This window comes from Williamsia sterculiae (genome assembly GCF_900156495.1).
Taxonomy (GTDB): domain Bacteria; phylum Actinomycetota; class Actinomycetes; order Mycobacteriales; family Mycobacteriaceae; genus Williamsia_B; species Williamsia_B sterculiae.
Genome location: NZ_FTNT01000001.1, coordinates 513,874 through 531,001, shown reverse-complemented (window position 1 = coordinate 531,001; position 17,128 = coordinate 513,874). Strand labels below are relative to the sequence as shown.

Genomic DNA, 17,128 nt, shown 5'->3' with positions numbered 1-17,128 from the left:
GTCATCGCCTGCCCGACTTGAACCGGCGCGCGTAGTTCACCGCGGGCAGCTCGACGAAGCGGTAGGTGGCTGCGGCCAGAACCACGCTCACCGCTCCCACCAGCACACTGTTGATCAGCATCCCCGACACCGTGTCCCCCCGCACCCACCCGAGGCGACCGAGCACGATGAGCACGGGGAAGTGCCACAGGTAGATACTCAGCGACACCTCGCCCAGGAAGCGTAGCGGGGTCCAATCGGCCCAGCGCGCGAACCGTGATTCCTCTCCACGGCCCAGCGGGGCGATGATGAAGAGGATCAGCATGGCCGACGCCAACGCGACCAAGGATGACTGGATCTTCAGATGCAGTGCGATGGTCAGTAATCCGACGGGGAGCACGACGATCGCGGCGACGGCGATCACATGCCGCATTCTGCGGACCATCCACCCCGGACGCGGAACGCGTTCGACGAGTACGAAGATGCCCGCCGCGATGATACCGAAACCGAAGGTGTCGGCGAGACCGAGGAAACTGCGGTTGGTCACCGCCGCCCAGTTGGGGCCCCAGGTGAGCAGCGCGGGCGAGTCGGTGCCCGCAGTGGATTCCAACAGTCCGGCAACGCCTTTGCCGAGGGTGCCCACCACGATGTAGACCACGCCTGCGGCGATCATCAGCAGCGCGGGTGAGGTGCGAAAGCGGTGATGGATGCGGTGGAGGAGTACCCCGACGATCGGCAGACTGACGTAGAAGCAGAGTTCGGTGGTCAGGGACCACGACGGGTTGATGCCTGTCTGCAGATAACGGGGGACAAATGACTGCGTCAGCGTCAGGTTCAGCAGCAGCTCCAGGGGGTCGGTGATCATCCCCATCCCTCGGTCCTGACCGGGGACGGTGACCTCGGCTGCGTTGCGCAGGTACGCGGCGCGCATGGCGAAGTTGACGATGAGGAAGATCAGCAGATAGGCGGGGAAGATCCGGAACACGCGGTGCAGTGCGTACGCCCTGGTGGCCGGCATCGCCTTGTCGGACACCAACGCTCGCGCGAAGGGCAGGAACAGCAGAAAGCCGGACAACACGAAGAAGAAGGTGACACCCTGACCGACGAGGTCGACGTGGTACTTCTCGAGAGTCGATGGACTGTAATGGCCTGCGACATGCACCACCAGCACCCCCATACACGCCACCCCGCGGGGTCCGTCGAGACCGAGGAGGCGGGTGCGCCGTGGTCGTGGAACATCCGACGGCGTGTCCGCGACGACCGGCTCTGCCACCGGTGGATTCACCAGAGGCGGCGCGATCAATTCATCGGCGACGGGAGTTCCCGTGGCGGTGTCGTGGTGTGGCGTGCGAGGTGTCGAACTCATCGCGCATCCTTGTCGCTGGCCGGTCTCATCGCCGGAGACACTGGTTGGCGGCCGGCTCATCGGCGAACCGAGCTCTGATGAAGGGGACGACGGCGGTGCCGTCGACGCTGCCGTGATCGGCGTCGGGTTGAAGTGCGTATTGGATGACGTCACCCCGATCGCAGGCACGCCCGATGGCATCGGTGGTCCATTCGGGGTCGAGGAGGGTGTCTTTGCCGCCGTACATCACCAACATCGGTGCCGTCGCCTTGCGTTGCGGCAGGCTCATCCGGTCGAGATCATCGCGCAGGGCCGCGGTGGCCGACGGGGTGGTCGGTCGCAGGTCCGCTGCGGTGAGCGCGGTGATGGCCGCGGTCCGCTTGGTGGCCTGCGTGAAATCACACGACGACAGAACATCCCACTGCGCCGTCGCGCTCCCGTGTCGGTAGGTGTCGAGGTCGAAGCCACGCTGTGAACGCTGCAACCCGTAGAGGACCCACGGGTACAACCCCCGCTGATCGAAGGTCAATGTGCCGGCGGCGGCCTTGTCCGCCAGGCCACCGATGGCGGTGGCCGGTGACAGACTGACCGAGCCCACCAGTTGCAGACCCTGCCCGTACTCGCCGGCGAGCTCGTTGGCGGCCCAGGCCGCCTGACCACCCTGTGATCCACCGTAGGCAATCCAGCGAGTGGAGCTGTCCGGTAGCAGTTTCCGCGTCGCACGAACTGCGTCGATCAGGTTGTAACCCACCGTGGTGGCATCGAGGTAGGGGTGATAGGTGGTGGTGATGCCGAGACCCTGATAGTCCGACACCACCACGGCGTACCCCTTGGTCACCAGTGCGGCAACCACCGGTGCGGCGTTGACCAGGCTGGGGCTCAACGACGGACCGCATTCGGGCTGCACCCCGGTGCTCCCGTGCGCGAAGGCGATGACCGGCCAACCTCCCTGCGGGGGTCGGCCCTGCGGCGCGAAGACCGTGCCGGACACCGTCGTCGACGACGCGTCGACCCCGGAGGTCGACCGGTACCGGATACGGGCCGCGGTGGAGCTCACCGCGGCCAACCGACGGTCGACAGTGGAAAGGGTGGTGGCGCCGACCAGACTGCCCGGCCCGGAATCACTCGTATCGGCGGCCAACGGTTGCCCGGTGTCCGACGGTAGGTCGCTGCCGGAACTGGGGATCTGGATGCCGGGTTCCGACCCGCACGCCGACACCAGCACCACACACGCCAGCGCGACGAGCGCCGCTCGCCACCACGACAGGGCCCGGCATTCGATCATCACCGCACCAGTGCTTCGACGTCGTGGTGTCGCTCTTCGTCGTCGATCACCGTGTCCTCGATCACGCTTTCGCCGACGATCCTGGCCACCTCACCGCGGGAACGTATCCGGCCGCCACCGACATCGAACATCAACAACAGCACCACCGACCACAACGCACCGACCATCACTCCGGCGACGACACCCGTGGTGACACTCGGAGCCGCGCCGGTCGCGCCGGTCGCCGGGTCGAGGCCACGGATCTGTGCGTGCGCCCCGCCCGCTCCGTCGGTCTCCACAGTGGCGACGAGATCGGCGAGGCTGTCGGCGACGGCATCGGCCATGCGAGGCGCGGTTCGCGGATCGTCCGCGGTGGCGGTGATGTCGAGCACCGCGGCTCCCGGGCTGACGATGGCCACCACATGCCCCTGCAATGCGGTGGGCGATCCCATCCCGATCCTCTCCGCGGCACGAGCCAGGTTGTCCGGCCCGACCGCCATCTGCGCATAGCTGTCGACACGGACCAGTGCGCCACGGTTGCCGTTGAGCGCCGCGTTGGTGGATACAGGGCCCGGGATCTCGATGAACACCGTGCTGGTCGCGCTGTAGTGGGTCGGGACGACGAACAAGGTCGCGAGGGCGCCGACCACCCCGGCCAGGATGGCCGCGGCCAGGATCAACCATCGCCCGCCGACGATGCGTGCCCAGTAGTCGGTTGGATGCAAAACACCCGTGGGCGCTCTCATCGTTCGGACCCGCAGGTGTTGATCGGTGCCACATCCAGGAATCTGGACTTGACCCAGCTCACCGACGCGCTGCTGTCCAGGTCGGCGTGTCCCTCGCCCTCACGGCGCTGGTACTGCACCACGCTGCCCAGATCGCAGGCTCGCGTCAGCGACTGCTTGGTCCAGTCGGCGTTGATCAAATCGTCGGTGGTGCCGTACAGCACCAGCAACGGCCCGCTGGCCTTGTGCTGGGGCAGCGCGTAATCGGCGAGGTACTCCCGGAGCCGGTCGCGGGCATCGACGCCGGCCGGCTTCAGGTCGGCCGGCTTCAGTTGTGCGAGCAGCTCGGGCAACTTCGCGGTGTCCGGGCCGAAACACTCCAGATACTGCGACCACTTGGTGCGTGCGACCCCGGAGCGATAGTCGTCGAGCTGCATGTCCGGGTGGAGTTTCGCGAGGCTGTCCAGGGTGTAGATCAGCAGCGGATACTGCGCGCGGGTGAGAGTTCCGGCCCACGCCTCGTCGGCGAGACCACGCATGTCCGACACCGGGACCAGCGACGCCGTTCCGACCAACTGTGTGTCACCGGCGGGGTAGCCGCCGCCGAGCTGGTCCGCGGCCGCCCACGCGGCCATCCCACCGAGTGACACCCCATAGGACGACCATCGTGGGCCGATGGCCGACGAGAAGTGCCGGGCGGCCTTGACCGCGTCGATGATGTTGTATCCGAGCACCTTCGAATCCAGGTAGGGGTGTACGAAACCGGGCACCCCGAGGCCCTGGTAGTCGGACATGGTGACGGCGAAACCCTCGAGGACGAAGGCGGCGAGGAGTTTGTCACTGCCGAGCAGGTTGCTGTACCGCGACGGGCCGCAGTTGTTCTCCACCCCCGTGGTGCCGTGACCGAAGGAGATCAGCGGCCAGCCCCCCTTCGGCGGGACACCGGACGGCACGACCACCACACCGGACACCGTGGTCGGTTCACCCGATGTCCCGGTGGACTGGTAGATGATCCGGGTGGCGCTGGCGCCGAGTTCGCTGATGTCCGGCGAGATGTCGGGCAGCGGTTCGACGCTCTTCAGCGATCCCGCCTGCGCGCCACCGAGGACAGGAGACCTGGCCGGTACGGAGGACGGGGCGTCCGCGGCGGCGCCGGGCGTCACCGGCGGGACGGAGCTCTCCCCGACCAACGGTGCGTCGTCGGCGCAGCCGGAGGCGAGAGACACGAGCGCGGCGCAGATCGCCACACACACCAGATGTCGGCCCGAACGCCATGCTCGGGACACGTCGATCACGGAGGAGAACCGGCGGGCTCAGTGTGTGCCTCGTCGGTCGCCGCCTCGACCGGTCGGTCGGCGACGGCATTCTCCGCGGTGGGCCGCGATGGGCGCACCGTAGCCTTGCCGTCGAATACCGTGACGTTCCCGAGAATGGTCGCCCCCACCTGTTCGAGACTGCGGATCGTGCGGCGCAACGCATCCCGACTGGTGCGTCCGATGCGGGTGAGCACCAGGGCACCGTCACCGAGGGCCGCCAGCACCGCCGCGTCCCCGTAGGACAACACCGGCGGGGTGTCGACGACGACGTAGTCGAATCGACCGCGGAGATCGTCGATGACGGCCTGGGCCCGCGTGAAGGCCAGGAGTTCACCCGGATTCGGCGGGAGTTTGCCCGACACGACCACGGCGACACCGTCGACGGTCCCGTTCTGCACCACCGTGGGTACCGTGCTGTTGCCGGCCAGCACGTCGCTGAGTCCCCGGCGTTCACCGACCTGCAGCGTGCGTGACAACGATCCGCCGCGCAGGTCTCCGTCTACCAGCGCGACCGATGCACCCGATTCGGCGATGACCGCGGCGAGGTCGATGGCGAGTGTGCTGCGGCCCGTGTCGGCGTCGGGCGAGGTGACCACGATGACCCGAGGCTCGGTGTCCTTACCCAGGAAGTGCAGGTTGTTGCGCAGCGTACGTACCGATTCGGCTATCGGAGCACCCGAACCGAGGTCGGTGACCCTGGTCTCGGGTCGCTGCGGATCGGCTGGCACGGAGGCGATCACACCACCGCGGGTGATCTCATCGACCTTGGCGCGATCGCCGATCCGCCGGTTCAGCAGCCCCAGCGCCAGGGCCAGCGCGATCCCGATCAACAGTCCGGCGACGGCACCGAGCAGGCCGAACTTCAGCGCGCTCGCCCCCGACTCCACACCCCCCGACGCGTCGTCGACGACGGTCGCGCCCGCGGCCGGGTTGCCACCGCGGCTCGGGGTCTCCAGCTCGCGGACCACCTGCACGGTCTGCGCGGTGACCGCACCTGTCAGCGCCTGCGCGCTGGCGGCACTGCTGTCGGAGGTGCAGATGTCGAGCAAGACGGTCTTCTCCACCGGTGTCGCGGTGATCCGACCCTGCACGGTGGACGGGGACACCTGCAGGTGCAATTGGTCGACAACCCGCTGGGACACCTGCTCACTGGTGGCGACCCGGGCGTAGGAGTTCACCCGCTCCTGTGAGAAGAGATTGTTCTGATACGCCTCACCGACCGACGAGCCGCCGTCGGTGGTGACGAACACCTGGGAGCACGACTTGTAGCTGGTGTCGGCGAACAGCGCATACAGGTAACCGGCGACGAGGCCCACCACCAGCGCCGCCACCACGACCCACCACTTCGCGCGAAATATCGCGAGGTACTCACGGATCTCCACCGAGCTCGTCCCCCTGCTCTACCCATCATCGACACGTCGTCGCGACGCGTCGGAAGTGTCCCGGGCGACCGGTCGCCGTCGTTACACGACGACCATAAAGGGTGCGGCGAATTTCGGCTCCTCGGAAGTTTCGAACTCCCGACAATCGACTGCCTGCGTAGATCACATTGAATAGTGCCGCGGCGAAGTATGTGTGACCATTCCGTTCATGCCCGTACGTCGCGCGACGCACATTGCGCTCGTCGTTCTGTTTCCCAGCCTGGTGACGCTGGGATTCTTCGCGACCGAGGGAATTGCTCGGTTTGCCCTCCCAGCACTGGCTTTGCTGCTGGTGGGGGCCTGGATCGGGCTGCGCCACCCCTTGGTGTTCTATTGGGCGCTCGCATTCTCACTCGGTGCCGTGCCATTCGGGTCTCTACCCGGAGTCCATCTGCCGCTGGTCTTCACGTTCTCCGTGGCCGTCATTTTCGCGGCCCTCCTCCATCCGACGGCAGTGGGAAAGGTCACAGCACTCGAACTGACCGTGGTACTGCTGTTCCTCACCTCGACGCTCTCACTGGTGGCGACGGGGTCGACCACGACGGATCTCATGGAGTACATGAAGTGGTCGGTGGCCACCCTCGTGGTCTTCGCGCTGCTGCGACTGCCGCGACACCAGCTGCGCCGCTTCGGGCAGATCTTCGTGGTCGGGACCACCCTGGCGGCGATGTTCGCGGTGGTGATCCGAGCGGCCGATCCCACCGGACGGATGATCACCGTGCTCGCACCGATCGGGTACGGAAAGGCCGCGGAGGGTTCGCGATTCGTCTACACACCGGGCGGTACCGAGACGGTCCGGTTGGCCGGTACCTTTGTCGACCCGAACGCCGCGGGGATCATCCTGTTCGTGGCCCTGCTGGTGTGTTTCGTGGTGATCGGTCACCGCATCCGGTGGGTCATGGCCGGGGTGCTGTTCGTCGCGATCGTGCTGACCCTCAGCCGCGCCGCGCTGTTCTCGTTCATCGGCGGGGTGGTGCTGGTCCTGGCGTTCCACCAGCTGCGCAAGAGCCAGCGCCTGGCGATCGTCGGGGCGTTCATGGCGGCCGCGTTGGCCGCATTCGCGGTGCCCTCGGTGCGCAACCGGGTGTTCTCGTCCTTCAGCGGCAACGATGCCGGGTCGTCGGCGCGCGGTGACGCGCTGCGCGACTTCCCCGGACTCATGGCCGGGCATTGGCCGTTCGGTCTCGGCTGGGGTCGTAAGGAGTTCGTCGACGAGGCCGCCGCATTCCAAGTCAATTACGTGGCAAATGCGCCACTCCTCACGATCTATCGAGGAGGATTCATCGCGGGTCTGGCGTTTCTCGCCGTGATGATCGTGGGCATCGTCATGAGTTACCAGTGTGTGCGATCCCGGCGCTGGGAATACGGATTGTTCGGCGGCGGCTTCATTGCTTTCTGCCTCATCGCCTTGCAACTGGATTTTCCCGTGGTGACCATCCCGTCGGTCACCACGGCATTCTCGGTCCTGCTGGTCTTCCTGGTAGTCACCTGGGAACTCGCCACCGGACGGACCACGGCCGCCCGCGGGTCGCGCAGCGAGACGCTACCGGTCGCGGCGACCACCACGACGGTGCGCAGTGCGCGCGCACCATTGAATTGACCACGCCAGAACCGGACACATTCGGTTACTCGGGTACAAATTCGATGACTGCCGGATTCGGCAGACCTGTGCTTTACTTGTGCCATCGGGGGGACCGTTGCTGCGAAAGGCAGAAAGATGCGCCGGTCCACGCTATTCCATCCTGTCCGCATTCTTGTCGGTGTCGTCGTCCTCGCAGCCGTGGTCGCGCTGCTTCTCGTGCTCGGAATCACGCGGTCGGCACATCCGGGGTCCGACGCTCGAATTCCCGGCCCCGTGCACATCACGCCGACCGCCGCCACCGATACCCCCCAGTCCATCGGGTTCTCCGATGACGCGGGGTTGCTGAGCGCCTCCAGCAGCGGCATCGCCGCCCAACTCGACGCGATGAAGAACGCCGGAGCCAAACGCGTACGGGTGTCGGTCGCGTGGAACGTTCTGCAACCCACACAGGCGACGTTCAACTGGACGCCGCTGGACAACATCGTGACCGCGGCCAGGAGCCGGAGTCTGTCCGTACTCGGCATCATCGGGTACACGCCCAGCTGGGCCGCGGCGGGTACCTACACCAACGTCACCTCACCACCCAAGCCCGCGCTCTTCGGGACGTTCGCCAACGCTGTGGCCGCCCGCTACAAGGGAAAGATCAGTGCCTACGAGATCTGGAACGAACCCAACGGTGCCATGTTCTACTCCCCCGCCCCGGATCCGGCGGGATACACCGCATTGGTGAAAGCGGCGTATACGCAGATCAAATCGGCCGATTCGTCGGCCACGGTCATCGCCGGTGCGCTGGGCTCGGCGGTGACCCGCAACACCACCATGAACCCCGTCGAGTTCCTCTCCGGGATGTACACCGCGGGGGCGGCCAACTACTTCGACGCCATCTCGTTTCACCCCTACCAGTACGATTTCCTGTTCGCCGCCGGTATGACGGTTGCCGATTCGCCCGTGCAGCAGGCCCGGGACCTCTACACCACGATGTCGGCCAAGGGTGATGGCGCAAAGAAGATCTGGCTCACCGAATACGGGGTTCCCAGTACGGCGGTGGACGACGCGCGGCAGAACGAGATGATCACCAATCTGATGGTCAAGTGGCAGGAGGTCCCGTATGCGGGCCCCATCTACATCTTCGAGCTCCGCGACAAGAGCACCGGATCGTCCGACGCGGAGAACACCTTCGGGCTCATGAACAGCGACGGCACCGCCAAGGCGTCGTACATCGGATACAGCTGGGTCCAACAGCACGGTATACCGCTCACCGACGAAGCGAACCGCTTCGCCAAGGCGTCCACCACCGGGTTGGGAACCGTACTGTCCCCGGTCTTCCCGGTGTCGGGTATCTGGGCTCAACAGTTCACCGGGGGCTGGTTGTGGGAGGTGTCGTCGGGAAGCTTCCTGACCTCCCCGACCGCGGTCGGCACCAAAATGCTGACCAGTGGTCTGATCCCGACCACCGCCTTCGCCAACGGCTACCAGGATTTCAACAGCCCGTACGGACTGCGGTGCTGGTACTCGGCGGCCACCGGCGCCCACATCGCCGGGGGTGGCATCGTGTCCGTGTGGACCAGTTCGATGGGGCTGGCCACCAGTGACGAGACCGCACTGACCGGGGGCGGGGTCAAGGTGACCTTCCAGAACGGCTACATCACCTGGACACCGACGGCGGGTGCCAAGGCCTATCCCAACTGACCGGGACTGATGAGTTCCTCCACCGAACGCTGCGGGAGTCCGTCGTTCCAACGCTGGGCATTGCGCTCGTAGAGCAGGTCACCTTGTGTCCGAGCGTGTTCGCGATCGAGTAGGTAGCGTCGACACTCCTTGACGAAGGTCCATTCGTCATCGAGGGGTTCGAGACCGAACACCGGTCCCAACGACCCGATGGCCGCCGAGGTCCCGATCACCGGCAGCCCGCGGCTCGCCGCGTCGAGGATCTTGACCCGCACCCCGCCACCGGTCTCGATCGGGGCCATCAACGCCCGACAGGTGGAGAGGAACTCGTGGAGGTCGTCGACGAAGCCCAGATCGCGGACGCCCGGCGGGTAGACCGGGTCCTTGTGTCCCTTGGCCTTCGCACCGATGATGCACAGTTCGGCGTCGGGAATCCCCGCACTGATACGCGGCCACAGGCGCAGGGCGATCTCGAATGCCTCCTGATTCGGTGGCCAGTCCCGCGTCCCCATGAACACCAACCGTTGCGGCGTCTCGGCGAGGTCGAGCTTCTTCTCCGGGGGCAACGTGAGGTCGATCCAACGGGCGCCGAAAACGCCTTCTGACCGGTAGAACTCGGCTTCCTCGGCGTCGTAGGTACCCACGGCATCTGCGGACTTTGCCACTCGCACCTCGTCGGCGAGGATGCGCGGCGCCTCCACCCGACCGAGTATCCCGCGGGTGACCTTCCACACCTGCGACTCGGTGTTGACGGTGTTGATGACGAAGCGGCGATCCGGAACACGGGCACGGAGGAAGCTCTCCGCCATGTAGCTGTGCTCGGCGACCCAGATGTCCGGTGCGTCATCGGCGTGAGCGGCGGACTCGATGGCCGCGCCGAGAGTGTCTATGTCGTAACGCTGGTGGCAGATGCTGCGTCGTGTGCGTGCGCTGCCCACGAGCAGCGACGGAGACACCTTGGGTTTGGCCACCCGCGTCACCCCCGGAACCGGAGCGCGATCGGGTTCGGTGGACAAGCAGATCGTGCGGACATCGGCGAAGTCCCTGGTGATGTCCATCATCAGGCGCGACAGCGCGATGTCGCCACCATGGTCGAGGGTGGGGTCCTTGGACAACAGATAGGTCACCCGGGTCATCGCGCCGCCTCGCTTCTCGTCACATCGGGCACCGGTGCCGGTGCGGACGCGCGCCGACCGTACAGCGCACGCAGGTAGATCACGGTGAGCAGGGTGTCGGCGACCACGGACGCCACCGCCGCCCCGATGGCCCCGCTGGCGAACAATGCGGCCACCAGGGCGAGTTTCGCCATCGCCAACACCAGCGCCGCGGTCACCCGGATCCGGTCTCGGCCCTGGAGATACAAGATGGTGGTGAAGACGTAGTTGGCCGATCGCTGCACCACGAACAGCGACATGATGACCACCGACACCGACAGCTGATAGGACACAGGCGTGAACAGCATGACCACGCCGGTGCCCAGCATCAGAACTCCGGCAACCACACCCACTGCATAGGTCTGGCGCAGCGACGGCCCGGCGGTCACCGCGCCGCCCTCCGCGCGCAGCTTCTCGTGATAGGTGGAGCCGAAGGACAGGCCGATGGACGCGACCGCCCAGGCCAGCACCGATGCCACCGAGTAATAGCCGGCGATGCGGGTGTCGGTGAGGGCGCCGATCAACAGCACGTCGCCTTGCACGTAGACCGCGTTGGCGAGGTTCTCGGTGAACAGCATCGCGATCTCGCGCGGCCCACCGGGCAACGCGGGAACCGATGCGCGACAGCGGAGCAGGGTCGCGACCGCGATGACGAGGTAGGGGATCACATAGATGGTGGATGCGATGGTGAGGGTGGGGTCGGACGCCAGCAGCAGATACGCCGACGCACCGACGATGCTGACGGTCTGCCGCAGGGTGTCCAGTCGTTGCACGACATGTGGATCCCCCACTCGCAACGATCTGCTCTTGTACGCGTTGAACACGATCTCACCGCCGCCGTAAGCCAACGCGAACCACAGAATGTAGTCGACCGACATGGTGGCGGCCGCGGCGATCAGCAGGGTGATGCCGAGCAGCGCCCGGCAGGTACGTTCACGCAGGAACCGGTCTTCGCTCTCGCGGATCGACCGGACGGTGAACGGGTGGTCGAGCGGAGCAGCGACGATGGCGCCGAGCGCGAAACCCATCGCGTACAGTCCGTAGTCGCCGATGCCCAGTCTGGCGATCAGCGCGATGGTCCACAGCATCCCGATCCCGCGGCCGCCGTACATCCACACCGCGGCGACACCCGCCTTGACGAGGTTGCCGCTGACCCGGTCACGCAACCCGGCCACGCCGGTCATCGTTCACCGGCCGCAGCGGTGTCACCCGCTCGCGCCGACTCGGACCACACCTGCGCGAACCGCCGTCCGAGTTGTTCCGGGTTGCGGCGCCCGGCCAGTCGGTCGGCCTCGACCGCGAGGTCGGCCAGTCGTGACGCGTCGTCGAGCAGACCGGCCGCGGCGCCCGCGATCTCGGCAGGACCGCCGTCCACGACCACCGCTCCACCGTCGTCGTCGAGTTCGGCCAAGGCGCCGAAACGGCGGGCGACCACCGGGGTGCGGTAAGCGTACGCGCGGGTGACGGTGGCCGACGCGGGGAAGGCGTCACCGTAGATGGAGCGCTGACCGTAGGGCACCACCAGGGCGCGGATGGAGGCGAAGAACGCGTCCTCGGCGTCCCCGTTGACCTCGCCCAGAATCTCGATACCCGGTCCACCGGGGAGCTTCTCGGTGCCGCGACCCGCGATACGGATGGTGATGTCATCGGGCAACGCGGCGCGGATCTGCTCGATCAGTTCGAAACCCTTCCCGCGGTACACCAGGCCGAAGAAGCCGATCGCGCGCGGGCGCTGCCAGGCCGGGGTGATCGGCGGCCGATCGGGGATCAGCAACCACTCGGCATGCACCGCGGCACGCGGATAGCGTTGCTGCAGTGCGCGGGCCCCGATCCGACTGAGGGTGAACAGGGTGCGGTCGGCTACCACCTTGCGTTCCACGGCCTGCGCGACCGGGCGCAACGGATAGTGCAATCCGTGATTCAGCAGCCGGTTCTGGGCCAGGAACCGCGTGCGCGCCGGCCACCAGACCATCCCCGGTGGATCGTGCACGGTGTAGGAGACCGGGGCGTCCCGCACCCCCGACGTTGCCCAGAAGGGCAGCACCGCACCGCCACCCACTTCGCAGTGCACGATGGTCGGCCACGGTGAGGTGTCCACCTGGGACTGCACCCTGCGGGCCTGCGCGGCGATCTGCCGTGTGGTGTCGGCGCCGGGTCCGGCGTGTCGATGCACCACCACGTCACCGAAATACGGGGACACGGCGGCGAGGAAGTCGTCGGCGTAGTCGCCGATACCACCGATACCCGACCGCGGGGCCAGGTAGATCAACCGATGGTCGCTGAGATCACCCATGAGGAACGCCCGACTGCGTCTCAGTAGAACAGCGGACGGTATTTGGGCTTGTACTGCAACGCGTTCGGATCGCGGGTGCTGAGCTTCTTGGCGGGCACCCCGCCGACGACGTCGAGCGCGCCCACGTCCTTCCGGACCATCGAACAACCGGCTACCACGGCACCTCGTCCGATGTGCAACCCGCTCATGATGGTGGCGCGGCTGGCGATCCACACGTAGTCGTCGACCACGGTGGGTTGCAGGATCGGTGGGAACTCCGGGTCGTTGTGGTCGTGGAAACCACCGATGAAGTGGGTGTCGCTGGCGATCACCACGTTGTCGCCGATGGTGATTCCACCACGGGCGTCGAACATGCACCGGAACCCGATCGAGCAACAGTTACCGATGGTCAGACCCTCGATGTCGAGGATGGTGGTGCCTCGCAGGATGGAGGTGTCCTCGCCGATGGTCGCACCGAACAGACGCAGGAAGTTCTGGCGCACCGAATGTGACGGCACGAAGGTGATCAGGTTGTTGAACAACAGGATTCCGATGCGATTGCGGATCTTGCGCGCCAGGCTGATGTCCTGCATCCGCAGGTTCCCGTGCTTGTCGCGGGTCAGGTGATGCTTGGGGGCCTGGGGGCCGGGATCGAGTGCACCGTCGACGCCGGGTACGCCGCCGGTCAGATCGACGTTCGCGTTCAAGAGAGGTTCACTCATCGTGCGGACTCCTCGATTCGGGACTGGCGTAGTTCGGCGAGGTCGGCGTCGACCATGTCGGCCACCAGTTCACCGAAGGTGTGGGTGGGTGACCAGTCGAGTACGCCGCGTGCCTTGGTGGCGTCACCGATCATCACCTCTGCATCGGCCGGACGGAAGAGATCTGGGTCGACCATCACATACGGCTGCCAGTCGGTGATCCCGGCGGCCGCGAACGCTGCGGCCACCAAGTCGGACACCGAATGCGCCTCGCCGGTGGCGAGCACGAAGTCGTCGGCGACACCGCGCCGACCGATCTCGAACATGGCCCGGGCGTAGTCGGGGGCCCATCCCCAGTCGCGGCGGACGTCGGTGTTGCCCAGCGCCAAGGTATCCCGGACCCCGCTCGCAATCTCGGCGACACCGCGGGTGATCTTGCGAGTGACGAATCGGTCCGGGCGGCGCGGTGACTCGTGATTGAACAGGATCGCGTTCGACCCGACCAACCCACGTGACCGGTAGATCTGCACCAGGTGATGACCGAACGCCTTGGCCGCGCCGTACGGTGAGGTCGGGACGATCGGGGTGCCCTCGTCCTGACGGTGCACGCCGGAGCCGGCGAAGATCTCCGCACTCGAGGCGTTGACCACCGAGACCCGATGTCCGGTGCGAGACTGCAGGTTCAGGCAGGCGTCGAGGATCGGAGCGATGGACACCCCGTTGACGTTCACCGACTCGTAGGTGTCTTCCCAGGAAGAGGCGACCGAGGAGTTCGCGGCGAGATGGAACACCATCGCGGGCCGGATCACCTCGATGAGGTCGGTCATGGCCCGCGCGTCGGTGATGTCCACCTCATGCACCACCGCGCCGGCACGCACGGCGTGAGCCGCGCCGTCCGGACGGCCAGGGCGCACGACCCCGTGGGTCATCCAGCCGTCGGCGGCCAACAACTCGGCGAGGTATCCGCCGTCCTGACCGCCGACGCCGGTGATGAGGGCGGCAGTGCGCCCGTCATCACTCACGGTCATCCGGCGTCCTTCAACCGTGCCGCCACCGGGGCCTGACGTTCCAGATCGTTGCGGACCATCATGCGGATCAGCTGATCGAAGTCGACGGTGGGACGCCACCCGAGGTCGTCACGGGCTTTGGTGGCATCCCCGATGAGCAGATCGACCTCGGCGGGCCGCATGAACCTCGGGTCGACTCCCACGTAACGCTCCCAGTCGGTGACTCCGATCTCGTCGAACGCGACGTCGAGCAGTTCACGGATGGAATGGGTCTCGCCGGTGGCGATGACATAGTCGTCCGCGGTGTCCTGCTGCAGCATGCGATACATGGCGTCGACGTAGTCACCGGCGAATCCCCAGTCCCTGCGAGCGTCGAGATTGCCCAGGGCAAGCGAGTCCTGCAGCCCGTAATGGATGCGGGCTACCGCCTGGGAGACCTTGCGGGTCACGAACTCCGGCCCTCTTCGGGGTGACTCGTGATTGAACAGGATGCCCGAACTGGCGTGCATGCTGTAGGACTCGCGATAGTTGATGGTCATGTAATGGCCGTAGACCTTGGCCACACCGTACGGCGACCGGGGCCACAGCAGGGTGCTCTCGCGCTGCGGCACCTCCTGCACCTTGCCGAACATCTCCGAGCTCGACGCCTGATAGAAGCGGATCTCCTTGCCCTGCAGGTCCTGACTGAGTCGGGTGGACTCGAGCATGTTCAGTACCCCACCACCGGTGACGTCGGTGGTCAGTCGTGCGTTCTCCCAGGAGTAGGCGACGAACGACACCGCACCGAGGTTGTAGACCTCGTCGGGACGTGCGACCGCGAACGCCCGCATCAGCGACGACAGGTCCAACAGGTCGCCGGTGAGCACCTGCACCTGCGGGAGGAGACTCTCCAGCAACTCACGTTTGGGGTTGTTCTGTCCGCGCACCAGGCCGAACACCTCGTACCCCTTCGCGAGCAGCAGCTCGGCGAGGTACAAGCCGTCCTGGCCGGTGATCCCGGTGACGAGTGCACGTTTGGCGGTCATGACTGCCCTTTCCTGGACGTGGAGAGGCGGTGCTCGTCGAGTAGGTCGTCGACGGCGTTGTGCAGGCCACGGCTGAAGGACGCCTCAGAGAACTGGGCGACATGCAGCGCGATCTTGTGCTCGTTCCATTCGGTGTCGTCGAGTTCATCGAGGGCGGAGACGATGTCGCGGGGATCCGGTCGATCGAAGTAGACACCGGTGGTCCCCTCGAGCACCGTGTCGAGGAATCCCCCCCACCGCAACACCGCGGACGGTTTGCCGTGTACACCCGCCTCGAGCGGAGTGAGGCCGTAGTCCTCGTAGCTCGCGGCCACCACGGCTCGGCAGCGCTGGTAGAGCCAGCGCATCTGCCCGTCGCTGAGATCCTGCAGCATCAGCACATTCGACGGCGACGTCCGCCGTAACCGGGCGGCCTCGGGTCCGCGGCCGACGACCACCAGGCGGCGGTGACTGTCACGGAAGGCGTCGATCACCTTGTCCACGTTCTTGTAGGGCAGCAACCGCGAGACACACAGGTGGAAGCCGAGGTCACCGGCCAGGGCCTCGACCTCGGGGATCGGTTCCGGCGTCGCGTCGTTCGGTGTGTGCGGGGCGAACAGGACGTTCGCGTCGATGCCATAGGTGTCGTGGATCCGCGTCTGCACGACACTGGAGATGGCCAGGTAGGCGTCACACGAGATTGCCGAGCGTCGATCCCAGCGCTTCAGGTATCCGGACATGACCCCGAGCATCAGCTTCTTGGCGCGGCTCGCGTCCGAACCGAGGTAGGCCTCGGACTGGTACAGCCAGCGCGCGGGCGAATAGCAGTAGGCCAGCTTCTTGCCGGTGGTGGTGAATCCGTGCGCCCAACCGCTGGTGCTGGTGAGCACGACATCCGCATCGATGTGGATCGAGCGGGCGGCGAACGGCAGCAGCGGCAGCGCCGCACGGTGGTTACCGCGGAGCGGCCCGACGCGATTCAGCGCTGAGGGGATGACGTTCAGATGGGCGAATTCCGGGTAGGTGCCGTCGGGCTCGTAGAGTGTCGTGTAGATCGGCGCGTCCGGAAAGACCCGCGCCATCGCCAGCACGACCTTCTCGGCCCCGCCGCGCTGCGTGAGGTAGTCGTGGGCGATGGCGATGCGTGGATGCGCGGGAGCTGCGACATCGAATCGGGTTGCGGCGTCGAAATCCCCACGCACGACGGGATCGGACCCGGTCATGACCGCTGACCACGTGGCCGCGGTACACCAGGTGCACAGTCACTCATCCGGACCTCCTGCCGACAAAGAATTACCACCGACAAATCGTGAAGAGCACTAAATTCGACCTCACCGCAGAGCTGCGGGCTTTCCCGCGATGACACAAGAAACGCGTTGGTCACGGTCCTCTGACGTGACGCTCGACCCCACCGAAAATTCACTCTCGTGTATCGACATTTCGCTGCGCCAACAATAACGGGTGACCCGGATATCCGCCGAGTACCGAAACGTGACGCCCGCCGCATCGGTGGGCGCTGTCCGCCGATCGCGCGACGACAACCCGCTCAACCTGCCGTTTCACCGCAGCTCGTGTCATTCCATCGCCCACCTCGCCCGATACGCCGGCATGCAGATGTGGCGAAGATCACCGGGTGATAATTGACCGGAATAGCCACTTCCACGTGCACGACATTCGACGAGCGAGTTCT

General features: G+C 66.1%; 14 protein-coding genes. 2 read left to right on the top strand and 12 right to left on the bottom strand.

Annotation, left to right across the window (positions count from 1 at the left end):
• Position 1: 1 nt before the first annotated feature.
• The 5 genes from BW971_RS02330 to BW971_RS02310 are packed head-to-tail and all read right to left on the bottom strand — an operon-like array spanning position 2 to position 6,011.
• A complete protein-coding gene (locus BW971_RS02330) occupies positions 2 to 1,345 on the bottom strand; it encodes an acyltransferase family protein (RefSeq protein WP_159441820.1) in 1,344 nt (447 codons plus the stop codon).
• Positions 1,346 to 1,370: 25 nt separating this feature from the next.
• Positions 1,371 to 2,609 (bottom strand): alpha/beta hydrolase, encoded by a 1,239-nt coding sequence (locus tag BW971_RS02325; protein ID WP_076476079.1) that lies wholly within the window; start codon positions 2,607 to 2,609, stop codon positions 1,371 to 1,373.
• Entirely contained in the window at positions 2,609 to 3,334 is a 726-nt protein-coding gene (locus tag BW971_RS02320; protein WP_076476077.1) for a YveK family protein, read from the bottom strand. Before BW971_RS02320 ends, BW971_RS02325 begins: the two co-directional genes overlap by 1 nt.
• Positions 3,331 to 4,608, bottom strand: coding sequence for a lipase family protein (locus BW971_RS02315; RefSeq protein WP_234974185.1), 1,278 nt, complete (start codon positions 4,606 to 4,608; stop codon positions 3,331 to 3,333). Before BW971_RS02315 ends, BW971_RS02320 begins: the two co-directional genes overlap by 4 nt.
• The gene (locus tag BW971_RS02310; protein WP_076476076.1) at positions 4,605 to 6,011 is read right to left on the bottom strand and encodes a tyrosine-protein kinase domain-containing protein; all 1,407 of its coding nucleotides are present in this window, start codon (positions 6,009 to 6,011) and stop codon (positions 4,605 to 4,607) included. Before BW971_RS02310 ends, BW971_RS02315 begins: the two co-directional genes overlap by 4 nt.
• Before the next feature lie 208 nt (positions 6,012 to 6,219).
• Here BW971_RS02310 and BW971_RS02305 point away from each other — a divergent pair, with 208 nt between their 5' ends.
• On the top strand, positions 6,220 to 7,650 hold the full coding sequence (locus tag BW971_RS02305) for an O-antigen ligase family protein (protein WP_143690163.1): 1,431 nt from the start codon (positions 6,220 to 6,222) through the stop codon (positions 7,648 to 7,650).
• 255 nt (positions 7,651 to 7,905) lie between these two features.
• The gene (locus BW971_RS02300; protein ID WP_159441819.1) at positions 7,906 to 9,321 is read left to right on the top strand and encodes a cellulase family glycosylhydrolase; all 1,416 of its coding nucleotides are present in this window, start codon (positions 7,906 to 7,908) and stop codon (positions 9,319 to 9,321) included.
• Here BW971_RS02300 and BW971_RS02295 read toward each other — a convergent pair.
• The 7 genes from BW971_RS02295 to BW971_RS02265 are packed head-to-tail and all read right to left on the bottom strand — an operon-like array spanning position 9,309 to position 16,661.
• Positions 9,309 to 10,436: a glycosyltransferase gene (locus BW971_RS02295; RefSeq protein ID WP_076476071.1), complete on the bottom strand. Its 1,128-nt coding sequence runs from the start codon at positions 10,434 to 10,436 to the stop codon at positions 9,309 to 9,311. The two genes, BW971_RS02300 and BW971_RS02295, sit on opposite strands and share 13 nt — an antisense overlap.
• Positions 10,433 to 11,638 (bottom strand): lipopolysaccharide biosynthesis protein, encoded by a 1,206-nt coding sequence (locus BW971_RS02290; protein WP_076476070.1) that lies wholly within the window; start codon positions 11,636 to 11,638, stop codon positions 10,433 to 10,435. The genes BW971_RS02295 and BW971_RS02290 overlap by 4 nt, the downstream gene beginning before the upstream one ends.
• Positions 11,635 to 12,747, bottom strand: coding sequence for a glycosyltransferase (locus tag BW971_RS02285; protein ID WP_076476068.1), 1,113 nt, complete (start codon positions 12,745 to 12,747; stop codon positions 11,635 to 11,637). Before BW971_RS02285 ends, BW971_RS02290 begins: the two co-directional genes overlap by 4 nt.
• A 20-nt stretch (positions 12,748 to 12,767) precedes the next feature.
• Positions 12,768 to 13,448 carry an acyltransferase gene (locus tag BW971_RS02280; RefSeq protein WP_200799337.1) on the bottom strand — a complete coding sequence of 227 codons (681 nt, stop codon included), beginning with the start codon at positions 13,446 to 13,448 and terminating at the stop codon, positions 12,768 to 12,770.
• The gene (locus tag BW971_RS02275) at positions 13,445 to 14,455 is read right to left on the bottom strand and encodes a GDP-mannose 4,6-dehydratase (protein WP_076476066.1); all 1,011 of its coding nucleotides are present in this window, start codon (positions 14,453 to 14,455) and stop codon (positions 13,445 to 13,447) included. The genes BW971_RS02280 and BW971_RS02275 overlap by 4 nt, the downstream gene beginning before the upstream one ends.
• Positions 14,452 to 15,459, bottom strand: a complete 1,008-nt coding sequence (locus tag BW971_RS02270) for a GDP-mannose 4,6-dehydratase (RefSeq protein WP_076476065.1) — start codon at positions 15,457 to 15,459, stop codon at positions 14,452 to 14,454. Before BW971_RS02270 ends, BW971_RS02275 begins: the two co-directional genes overlap by 4 nt.
• Positions 15,456 to 16,661 carry a glycosyltransferase gene (locus BW971_RS02265; protein WP_083709174.1) on the bottom strand — a complete coding sequence of 402 codons (1,206 nt, stop codon included), beginning with the start codon at positions 16,659 to 16,661 and terminating at the stop codon, positions 15,456 to 15,458. The genes BW971_RS02270 and BW971_RS02265 overlap by 4 nt, the downstream gene beginning before the upstream one ends.
• Positions 16,662 to 17,128: the final 467 nt, after the last annotated feature.

Coding starts and splice junctions, on each gene's coding strand:
- BW971_RS02265 (WP_083709174.1), bottom strand. CDS start 16,661: ATGACCGGGTCCGATCCCGTCGTGCGTGGGGATTTCGACGCCGCAACC.
- BW971_RS02285 (WP_076476068.1), bottom strand. CDS start 12,747: ATGGGTGATCTCAGCGACCATCGGTTGATCTACCTGGCCCCGCGGTCG.
- BW971_RS02305 (WP_143690163.1), top strand. CDS start 6,220: ATGCCCGTACGTCGCGCGACGCACATTGCGCTCGTCGTTCTGTTTCCC.
- BW971_RS02270 (WP_076476065.1), bottom strand. CDS start 15,459: ATGACCGCCAAACGTGCACTCGTCACCGGGATCACCGGCCAGGACGGC.
- BW971_RS02275 (WP_076476066.1), bottom strand. CDS start 14,455: ATGACCGTGAGTGATGACGGGCGCACTGCCGCCCTCATCACCGGCGTC.
- BW971_RS02325 (WP_076476079.1), bottom strand. CDS start 2,609: ATGATCGAATGCCGGGCCCTGTCGTGGTGGCGAGCGGCGCTCGTCGCG.
- BW971_RS02280 (WP_200799337.1), bottom strand. CDS start 13,448: ATGAGTGAACCTCTCTTGAACGCGAACGTCGATCTGACCGGCGGCGTA.
- BW971_RS02320 (WP_076476077.1), bottom strand. CDS start 3,334: ATGAGAGCGCCCACGGGTGTTTTGCATCCAACCGACTACTGGGCACGC.
- BW971_RS02330 (WP_159441820.1), bottom strand. CDS start 1,345: ATGAGTTCGACACCTCGCACGCCACACCACGACACCGCCACGGGAACT.
- BW971_RS02295 (WP_076476071.1), bottom strand. CDS start 10,436: ATGACCCGGGTGACCTATCTGTTGTCCAAGGACCCCACCCTCGACCAT.
- BW971_RS02290 (WP_076476070.1), bottom strand. CDS start 11,638: ATGACCGGCGTGGCCGGGTTGCGTGACCGGGTCAGCGGCAACCTCGTC.